Origin of the sequence: Anabaena sp. 4-3 (assembly GCF_001597745.1) — a bacterium.
Classification (GTDB): Bacteria; Cyanobacteriota; Cyanobacteriia; order Cyanobacteriales; family Nostocaceae; genus Trichormus.
Genome location: NZ_LUHJ01000049.1, coordinates 94334 through 102683 on the forward strand (window position 1 = coordinate 94334; position 8350 = coordinate 102683).

At 38.9% G+C, this 8350-nt stretch carries 11 protein-coding genes; 8 read left to right on the forward strand and 3 right to left on the reverse strand.

Annotated elements, in window-relative coordinates; translation table 11 throughout:
- Window positions 1–67 precede the first annotated feature (67 nt).
- Entirely contained in the window at window positions 68–751 is a 684-nt protein-coding gene (locus A3775_RS13470; RefSeq protein ID WP_066425429.1) for a bifunctional 2-polyprenyl-6-hydroxyphenol methylase/3-demethylubiquinol 3-O-methyltransferase UbiG, read from the forward strand.
- Window positions 752–921: 170 nt separating this feature from the next.
- On the opposite strand, the gene A3775_RS13475 is transcribed toward A3775_RS13470, so the two are convergent.
- Window positions 922–2190 carry a tetratricopeptide repeat protein gene (locus A3775_RS13475; protein WP_066425364.1) on the reverse strand — a complete coding sequence of 423 codons (1269 nt, stop codon included), beginning with the start codon at window positions 2188–2190 and terminating at the stop codon, window positions 922–924.
- Window positions 2191–2274: 84 nt separating this feature from the next.
- Between A3775_RS13475 and A3775_RS13480 the strand changes: the two genes are divergently transcribed.
- Window positions 2275–3408, forward strand: a complete 1134-nt coding sequence (locus A3775_RS13480; protein WP_066425368.1) for a DUF711 family protein — start codon at window positions 2275–2277, stop codon at window positions 3406–3408.
- A gap of 169 nt (window positions 3409–3577) precedes the next feature.
- Here A3775_RS13480 and A3775_RS13485 read toward each other — a convergent pair whose 3' ends face one another.
- Window positions 3578–4246 carry a 2OG-Fe dioxygenase family protein gene (locus A3775_RS13485; protein WP_066384770.1) on the reverse strand — a complete coding sequence of 223 codons (669 nt, stop codon included), beginning with the start codon at window positions 4244–4246 and terminating at the stop codon, window positions 3578–3580.
- 246 nt (window positions 4247–4492) lie between these two features.
- Between A3775_RS13485 and sfsA the strand changes: the two genes are divergently transcribed.
- The 4 genes from sfsA to A3775_RS13505 are packed head-to-tail and all read left to right on the forward strand — an operon-like array spanning window position 4493 to window position 7435.
- Complete coding sequence (gene sfsA / locus A3775_RS13490; RefSeq protein WP_066384768.1) at window positions 4493–5218, forward strand: DNA/RNA nuclease SfsA; 726 nt, start codon at window positions 4493–4495, stop codon at window positions 5216–5218.
- A gap of 49 nt (window positions 5219–5267) precedes the next feature.
- A complete protein-coding gene (locus A3775_RS13495) occupies window positions 5268–5750 on the forward strand; it encodes a gluconokinase (RefSeq protein WP_066425370.1) in 483 nt (160 codons plus the stop codon).
- 9 nt (window positions 5751–5759) lie between these two features.
- A complete protein-coding gene (locus tag A3775_RS13500) occupies window positions 5760–6674 on the forward strand; it encodes a HipA-like protein (RefSeq protein ID WP_231867009.1) in 915 nt (304 codons plus the stop codon).
- Window positions 6671–7435 carry an HIRAN domain-containing protein gene (locus A3775_RS13505; protein ID WP_066425372.1) on the forward strand — a complete coding sequence of 255 codons (765 nt, stop codon included), beginning with the start codon at window positions 6671–6673 and terminating at the stop codon, window positions 7433–7435. Before A3775_RS13500 ends, A3775_RS13505 begins: the two co-directional genes overlap by 4 nt.
- Here the strand turns inward: A3775_RS13505 and A3775_RS24255 are convergent.
- The gene (locus A3775_RS24255; RefSeq protein WP_369817214.1) at window positions 7432–7572 is read right to left on the reverse strand and encodes a hypothetical protein; all 141 of its coding nucleotides are present in this window, start codon (window positions 7570–7572) and stop codon (window positions 7432–7434) included. The genes A3775_RS13505 and A3775_RS24255 overlap by 4 nt on opposite strands.
- 62 nt (window positions 7573–7634) lie before the next feature.
- Between A3775_RS24255 and A3775_RS13510 the strand changes: the two genes are divergently transcribed.
- Together A3775_RS13510 and A3775_RS13515 are read left to right on the forward strand one after the other, a co-directional pair.
- Window positions 7635–7931 carry a type II toxin-antitoxin system HicA family toxin gene (locus A3775_RS13510; protein WP_066384749.1) on the forward strand — a complete coding sequence of 99 codons (297 nt, stop codon included), beginning with the start codon at window positions 7635–7637 and terminating at the stop codon, window positions 7929–7931.
- The gene (locus A3775_RS13515; RefSeq protein ID WP_066384747.1) at window positions 7921–8241 is read left to right on the forward strand and encodes a type II toxin-antitoxin system HicB family antitoxin; all 321 of its coding nucleotides are present in this window, start codon (window positions 7921–7923) and stop codon (window positions 8239–8241) included. Before A3775_RS13510 ends, A3775_RS13515 begins: the two co-directional genes overlap by 11 nt.
- The last annotated feature ends 109 nt before the right edge of the window (window positions 8242–8350 follow it).

The following is an 8350-nucleotide window of genomic DNA, read 5'->3' on the forward strand; positions in this document are numbered from 1 at the left end:
TAGAGAAAAAATCATGACTAATGACTAATGACTAATGACTAATGACTAATGACTAATGACTAATTTTATGTTTGAACAACAACCGCAAAACTTACGCCAAAAAGTCCAAGAATTAGCTTTAGAAGCCATCAATAAATCAGAACCAACAGCATGGTTTGAAACTTTATACGCTTCAGCTAACGGTGATACAGAACAAATTCCTTGGGCAAAATTAACACCTCACCCCTATCTACAAGATTGGTTAAATAATCATCAACCAATTACCACGGGGAAAAAAGCGTTAGTAATTGGGTGTGGTTTAGGAGATGATGCAGAAGCTTTAGCAAAATTAGGATTTACAGTTACAGCTTTTGATATTTCTCCAACGGCTATTGCTTGGTGTAAAAAGCGATTTCCTAACTCAAAAGTTAACTATGAAATTGCCGATTTATTAGCAATTCCTTCACAATGGCGTTTAGCTTTTGATTTTGTATTTGAATGTCGAAATATGCAAGCGTTACCTTTGAGTTTACGTCCTGCTGTTATCTCCTCCGTTGCTTCTGTGGTTGCGCCTGATGGGACTTTATTAGTAATTACTCGTGTGCGGGATACAGAAGAAGCACCATCTGGCCCCCCTTGGCCATTATCTGATTCTGAACTTGCCCAATTGGAAAGTTTGGGATTAGCAAAAATTGACGCTATGCAGTTTTTAGAATCTCAGGAAACTGAGGTTAAACAGATGAGGATTGTATATCAAAGAGGTTCTAATTAATCTTTGAAACATGAAATTGTAGTAGTGTGGCAAGCTTTAAATGTTGCATTAAAACTCTCATTTTATCATTTATGTTTGTACCTCATTTATGTGCAACCTGCTGTAGTTTTAAAATGCGGTTTTTGAAAGTTACGGAGTTAATTTTGAATGAGAGAATTTTGAATTGTTTATTACCTACCTCGTTCCCGTTCTAAATCATCGATGACTTTTTGCATATACCATTCTTCTGTCATCCCTGGATAGTAATCTTTTTTCTGTTCAATGAATCTTTGAGCAATTTCCCAATATCCCCCAACTAGGCGTAGAAGTCGCTGACGCAAGATGTTAAATTTTTGCTGTTTGGCTTCGGGAACAGATTTCTGAATTTGTTGCAGACTATCTAAAACTTGTTGATGATTTTCCCAGTCTTCTTGTTCACAAAAAATGCTGATGGCTTTTTGATAATCATCTACAGCATTTTGCATTTCTTCTAAAAAAGTATAGGTGATGCCACGATTGTAGTAGGCTTGGGCATCATTGGGGTTAATTTGCAATGCTTGGGTGTAGTCAGAAATTGCACCGAGATAATTACCCATTGCGCGATAGGTGTTACCTCTGGCAACATAATTTAAAGCGTCTTGGGGTTGAATTTGGATAGCTTGATTAAAATCCGCGATCGCACCTTGATAATCACCTAATAAAGAACGTGCTTTTCCTCGGTTACGGTACACTATCGCATCTTGAAAGTTTAATTGTAGAGCTTGGTTAAAATCTGCGATCGCTTCTCGATAATTCCCCAGTTTACAACGCACCACGCCCCGACAGCAATACGCCTGAGCATCTTGGGCATCGGCTTGTAATATCCAATTTAAGTCAGCAATGGCTTGCTGAGTATCTCCCTTTTCGGCTTTGTCTAAAAGTTGGCTAAAATAGTCCTGAACCGATGTCATCGGCGCAGTTTTAGCAACTACTGGCTGTGTAACTGGTTTAGCTGGGGGTTGTAACTGTTTAATTAGTTCTAAGCAGCGACGACAATTTTCTGTATCTTTTTGCTGTAAGTATAAATCTGCGGCTTTTTTAAAACTAGCGATCGCATCTTGAATATAACTCTGTTTGCGTCGCACTATCCCCCGTAACTCATGCGCCGCAGCATAATTGAGATTTAACCGAATCGCCTTGTCTACATCTTCTAACGCCCCTGGTAAATTTTTCAATGCTAATCTAGCTAAAGCGCGACAGTAATATGCTGTCACACTCTCAGGATTTATCTTGATAGCTTCTGTATAATCAGAAACAGCCTGAATAATTGCCCCGGAATCATAATATGCTAAACCCCGTTTTAAGTAAGCTTCGGCATAATAAGGAGTGAATTGTATAGCCAAGCTAAAATCCTCAATAGCTCCAGCGTAGTCTTTTTGTTGAGCTTTTTCTAGTCCCTGATGGTAAAAATCGTTATTCATAGCTATTGTTTACCTGATTCAGTGAGTTATTAGTCACATATCTTTAATATTCACCGTAAATATCAATTATTCCTAAATTACACTATGAAAATTAGAACTATCACTACAGGTATATCATTAGATTCACCCCAAGACACAGCCAAGCTGAAAATAGCTGCTGATTTTAACCAAACAGCACAGGAAATTTTTCAATCCCAAGGTTACGAAGTGCAAACTACGAGAATAGCGACTAACTCCTGGGAAGAATATCTTTTAGGTTTACCTCCAGCTAAAATTATTCAAGAAATTCAAGCTTTAGAAACATTGTGTCAAAGTTTGAAGGTGAATTTTTTCAATATTGGTTATGCTAGCACTCCCGAAACTATAGAGATAATTCCCGACATCAACAAACATACATCTATAGTTTACTGCTCAAGTAAAATTGGTAATCATTTTGAAAACGCGAGAGAATCAGCCCAAGCGATTAAACGCATCTCTCTAGAGACTGAAAACGGCTATGGTAATTTTCGTTTTTGTGCTGGGGCTAACTGTCAGCCAGGTATCCCCTTTTTCCCGACATCTTATCATGTAGGTGAAACATCTTTTGCGATTGGTTTAGAGTTAGCTGACTTAGTAATGCAAGCATTTGTACAAGCTGATGATATTCCAGAGGCGGAAAATCAGCTACAAATAATTTTAGAAAAAGAAGTTAAGAAAATAGAAGCGATCGCCTACAATATCTCTAAGCAATTTCCGATAAAATTTTCTGGTATAGATACATCTCTCGCACCATCGTTAGATAAAGACAATAGTATTGCTTTCGCCTACGAAAAATTACTAAATGGTAAATTTGGGAATTCTGGAACTTTAGCAATTTCTGGGATGCTAACGCGAGTCTTAAAAAGCATACCTGTAAAAACCTGTGGTTATTCTGGCTTAATGCTACCAGTTTGTGAAGATATCGGATTAGCAACTAGAGCCAACGAGCAAACTTATGATATTACCAATTTATTGCTATATTCAGCCGTTTGTGGTTGTGGATTAGATACCGTACCCATTCCTGGGGATATTTCCATAGACAAGATTACATCCATATTAATAGATATGACAACATTAGCCTTTAAACTCAACAAACCACTCTCAGCCAGATTATTTCCCATCCCCAATAAACAAGCAGGGGAAATGACGGATTTTAATTCCCCCTATCTTGTAGATTGTCAAATCTTTGCAGTTAATTAAACTGGGGCATAAATCAATTAAAAATACCCTACGGGTGAATCCTACGGATACGCTGCGCGTTCGCTACGAGACGCAAGCTAAAAAATTCAAAATTGGGATTATTGACTGTTGATTTTTGACTAGATAGAAGTTATTTTCCCCTGCTTCCTCATCCCCCCTACACCCTGCTTCACTCAGTCAACAAACTCGGAGAAGTCAGCACAAAAACATCCCTGATTCCCTGCGCTGGAGTTTGCGGTTTAATAGGAGTGGTAAAGTGGAAAAACTCATGGTCATTGACTAATAACAACTCTCCAGGATGGAGAATCTTGCTAAATACAGGCTTCTCTTTTTTAGCAGTATATAAATGTGTTTCTCCGCCCAGAATATTGTCTCTATGCACAGAAAAAATCCCAATAAAATCAGTACCATCTTGATGGATACCTTCAGGTGCGGGATTACCAAAATTTTCAGGAGTGCAAATAGTTCTGATTTGATGCACACCAATCTCTGCTTCTGGATGGAGTTTACAAGAGTCAGTAAATGCCAAAACTAACTTTTTAAAACTATCAAGTTCAATTAAAGCATCTTCTAATTCAGCAAACTCTCGTTTAACATCACCTAACAAGGGATTGTATTCTTTACTTTGCAAAAGATATCCATGAGGTAGTTTAACTAATTTTTCACCTGCAACCGTAAACCGTGAGAGTCTTCTTAAACGGTATTTACCTTTAATATAAGGATCAACAGGCAAATTATTAAAAAACGGTTGAAAATCTGCTACATTAATTGAATTTACCTTTCTTAAGGTAAACAGAAAAGCATATTCTAATTCTGTAATTACCCCGACTCTTTGCATAGGAATTTTCTCCTTGCAGTGGCATTTTCCCCATTTTGGATGTATGGGGGGCTGATACCACCGAGTATAGGCGACTTTTTAGCAAACTGTCGTTAAAATAACTACAAAAATTGACAAATTGTGATAGAAGCCTGACGTAAATACTGCCGAATGATTGAGCATCAAGATTGAGAGAGCGCGGTTAGCTGTATATTGAGATTTCATCTGGTTAACAGTACCCAGTTCCCCATACTCAATTCCCGAAAAATGACTGATTGGCTTTACCGTTACCCCACCTTATATCCTGGTATACTACTCAAACGTTACAAACGCTTTTTTGCTGACGTACAATTAACTACTGGCGAAATAGTAACAGCACACTGTCCGAATACAGGCCCCATGACAGGAGTATCAACACTTGGTAGTGCGGTACAACTGTCTAAAAGTAATAACCCTAACCGCAAATTAGCTTATACCTTAGAAATAATTGAGGTAAACGATAACCAACCGACATGGGTAGGAGTAAATACAGCCTTACCAAATCAGATAATCAAACTAGCATTAACAAAACACCTATTTCCAGAACTAGGTAACTACAACCAAGTTAAAAGCGAAGTAGTATATGGACAAGATAAAAAAAGCCGAGTAGATTTCTACTTAACAGGGAAAGAAACAGAACCCCCAATTTACCTAGAAGTCAAAAACACCACTTGGTGCAAAGGAAAATTAGCATTATTTCCCGACACCGAAACCACAAGGGGACAGAAACATTTGCGAGAACTAACAGCATTATTACCCACAATGCGAGCAGTCATGCTGTACTTTATCAATCGGGGTGATTGTACCGAGTTTGCCCCAGGAGACAGCACCGATCCCATATATGGTAAATTATTACGAGAAGCGATCGCCCTTGGTTTAGAAGTCCTACCTTGCCGCTTCCACATCACCCCAGAAGGCATACAATATCTAGGTTTAGCCCAACTCCAACTCTAACCTCCGCGTACCTCCGCGTTTACCTCTGCGTACCTCTGCGTTAAAAAAAATGATCATTCTCATCATGGGCGTATCCGGTGCTGGTAAAACCACCATCGCAAAACTACTAGCCGACTCTTTACATTGGGAATTTCAAGACGCAGATAATTTCCACACCCCAGAGAACATCGAAAAAATGAGCCAAGGTATTCCGCTAAAAGATAGCGATAGAATACCTTGGTTAGAAGAGATAGGAAAAGCGATCGCCCAATGGTTGCGAGAAAATAAAAATGTAGTCTTAGCCTGTTCCGCACTCAAAGCCAGCTATCGCCAATATCTCGTACTAGATAACAACGTCAAAATAGTGTATCTGCGAGGCTCTTACGACACCATTCAAAAACGCCTACAACAGCGTCAAAATCACTTCATGACGGAAAAACTCCTTAAAAGCCAATTTGATACCCTGGAAGAACCAGATAATGCTATATGTGTAGACATTTCCCAGCCCCCCGAAGTAATTGTAAAAACTATTAAAACGACGCTAGGGATTTAGACGAAATAAATGATGTCAAATCTATTTCCCATCATTGAAGTTCCTTTAGAAGCACCGGAAGCTGATGAAGATTTGGGAACAAAAGAAAAGTTTTGGTTTCACAATCAGGAACTAGGACGTTGCCTCTACAAAAAAGCTAGACCGAACACAGGAGAAGATTGGGCAGAAAAGATGGCATCTGAGTTGAGTAGGTTGCTTGGTCTACCCCATGCCCATTATGAACTGGCTGTATATAATAGCGAAAACGGTATAGTCTCACCTTCATTTTTGCCGCCTCAAGGAAACGGTATTCTCACCCTTGGTAATGAAATTCTAGCTCGGATAGTATCCGCTTATCCACAAAATTCTAAAGACTTGTCCCAACACACAATAGATAATGTAATTAATGCGATTACAAACGCCGAGGTAAATTTGCCTATTGGTTGGATACCACCAGCAGGAATTACTAATGCAATGGAAACCTTTGTAGGTTACTTACTATTAGATGCTTGGATTGGAAATACTGATCGACACCATGAAAACTGGGGTTTTATCAGTTTGGAAGAGAATATTTATTTAGCACCAACCTATGATCATGGCTCTTGCCTCGGTAGAAATGAGCCTGATGCCAGAAGAAAAAGCAGGCTAATCACGAAGGATGCTGGCTTTTCTGTCCAAGCGTATGTAGAAAAATGTAATTCTGCCTTGTATGCTAGAGTTGGTGACAAAAGAACTCTCACAACTTTTCAAGCATTTCGTACAGTGCAAGAACGCTACCCAGATGCAGCAAAGGTATGGTTAGATAATCTAGCAAGGGTGTCAAACAATGATACGTTAGAGCTTTTTGAGCGCATTCCATCCCATAGAATATCAAAAATAGCAATTGAATTTGCACAAAAGATATTGGAATTAAATCAAACTAAGCTGCTGAACACCCTAGTATGAAGACACTATTTTTAGCTTGGCAAGATCCCAAAAGTCGGGCTTGGCTTCCCATCGGTCGGTTAACTTTTGATGGTACGAAATATCAGTTTGTGTATACTCAAGGTGCGCTAGAAGCCCAATCCCAACACAAATTTCAGCTATTGTATTCTTTCCCAAACTTGAATCATGTATATAGATCGATTGAATTATTCCCCTTGTTCTCCAATAGATTAATGCGACGTTCTCGCCCAGATTATAAAAATTATATTGAGTGCTTAAACATTCCTGAAGGTGAAGACGACCCAGTTGCTATTCTTTCCCGCAGTGGTGGACGCAAAGTAACAGATAATTTTGAAGTTTTCCCTTGTCCAGAGCCAGATGAGAATGGTTTATATCATATCCATTTTTTTGCCCACGGATTGCGACATCTTCCTGTTTGTGCAATTGAAAAAATTGATCAATTAGAACCTAGCGAACTTTTATATTTAGCAAACGAATTTCAAAATCCCTATGACTCGCGTGCATTGCTTTTATGTACTAAGGATCACCATATTGTAGGTTATTGCCCTCGGTACATTGTGGATGATGTGTTTAAACTTAAGAACAAAAATCCAGAACTTGTAAAAGTACACGTTGAGCGTGTTAACCCAGCACCAACACCGTTACAGCTACGTTTGTTGTGCAATTTGACGGCAGAATGGCAGGAAGAATTTCAGCCATTTTCTAGCCGAGAGTATCAGCCAATTGTCGCTGATACTCTAGCAGAGTGCGTTACTGATTAAATTTGCTGGGAAGCGAGAAAAGATTCAACTTCAGCCGGGGTGGGTTGAGAAGCGATCGCACCTGGTTTAATAGTAGTCAAAGCCCCAACTGCACTAGCATAAGTAATCATGCCTTTGGCGGTGTCAGCATCCTTCAAACTGTGGATACCTTGTTGACAGAAATGTGCTAATTAATAGTATCATGCAGTGATACTATATAATGGAACTGAACAGCAAACATCAAAAAACACTTGATGATATTTTTGAAAATCCCGTTAGATCAAATATTGCTTGGAGTGATATTGAGTCCATGCTAATTGCGCTGGGTGCAGAAGTGTCAGAAGGAAGGGGTTCAAGAGTGAGAATAGCTCTTAATGGTGTCAGAGCAACTTTTCACAGACCACACCCAGAAAAAGAAACTGATAAAGGTGCTGTTAAATCGATGCGGCGTTTTTTAACAGAAGCCAGAGTTAAAGAAGACCAAGACACAGGAGGACTCGGCGACAATGAAATATAAAGGATATGAAGCTGTCGTTGAATTTGACGAGGAAGCAGAAATTTTTCACGGCGAAATAATTAACATTCGAGATGTGATTACATTTCAAGGTGACAGCGTAAAAGAGTTAAAACAAGCATTTTATGACTCAGTTGATGATTATTTAGAATTTTGTCAAGAACGTGGCGAAGAACCTGAAAAGCCATTTTCAGGTAAATTTATCCTCAGAATTAACCCAGAGTTACATAAAACAATTGCCATCAAAGCAAAAAAAGAAGGTCAAAGCCTGAATTCTTGGATAGAAAAATGTTTAAGTAGCTATGCTAGTTAATCTAAGTTGCTCTCAAAAACAATATTGAGCAATGGAAAGATAGAATTTCAGCCATTTTCTAGCCGAGAGTATCAGCCAATTGTCGCTGATACTCTAGCAGAGTGCGTTA

Bases quoted from the DNA above. Each gene is read 5' to 3' on its own strand.
- A3775_RS13500 (WP_231867009.1), top strand. From the start codon at position 5,760: ATGATGTCAAATCTATTTCCCATCATTGAAGTTCCTTTAGAAGCACCG.
- A3775_RS13480 (WP_066425368.1), top strand. From the start codon at position 2,275: ATGAAAATTAGAACTATCACTACAGGTATATCATTAGATTCACCCCAA.
- sfsA (WP_066384768.1), top strand. From the start codon at position 4,493: ATGACTGATTGGCTTTACCGTTACCCCACCTTATATCCTGGTATACTA.
- A3775_RS13495 (WP_066425370.1), top strand. From the start codon at position 5,268: ATGATCATTCTCATCATGGGCGTATCCGGTGCTGGTAAAACCACCATC.
- A3775_RS13485 (WP_066384770.1), bottom strand. From the start codon at position 4,246: ATGCAAAGAGTCGGGGTAATTACAGAATTAGAATATGCTTTTCTGTTT.
- A3775_RS13475 (WP_066425364.1), bottom strand. From the start codon at position 2,190: ATGAATAACGATTTTTACCATCAGGGACTAGAAAAAGCTCAACAAAAA.
- A3775_RS13505 (WP_066425372.1), top strand. From the start codon at position 6,671: ATGAAGACACTATTTTTAGCTTGGCAAGATCCCAAAAGTCGGGCTTGG.
- A3775_RS13510 (WP_066384749.1), top strand. From the start codon at position 7,635: ATGGAACTGAACAGCAAACATCAAAAAACACTTGATGATATTTTTGAA.
- A3775_RS13470 (WP_066425429.1), top strand. From the start codon at position 68: ATGTTTGAACAACAACCGCAAAACTTACGCCAAAAAGTCCAAGAATTA.
- A3775_RS13515 (WP_066384747.1), top strand. From the start codon at position 7,921: ATGAAATATAAAGGATATGAAGCTGTCGTTGAATTTGACGAGGAAGCA.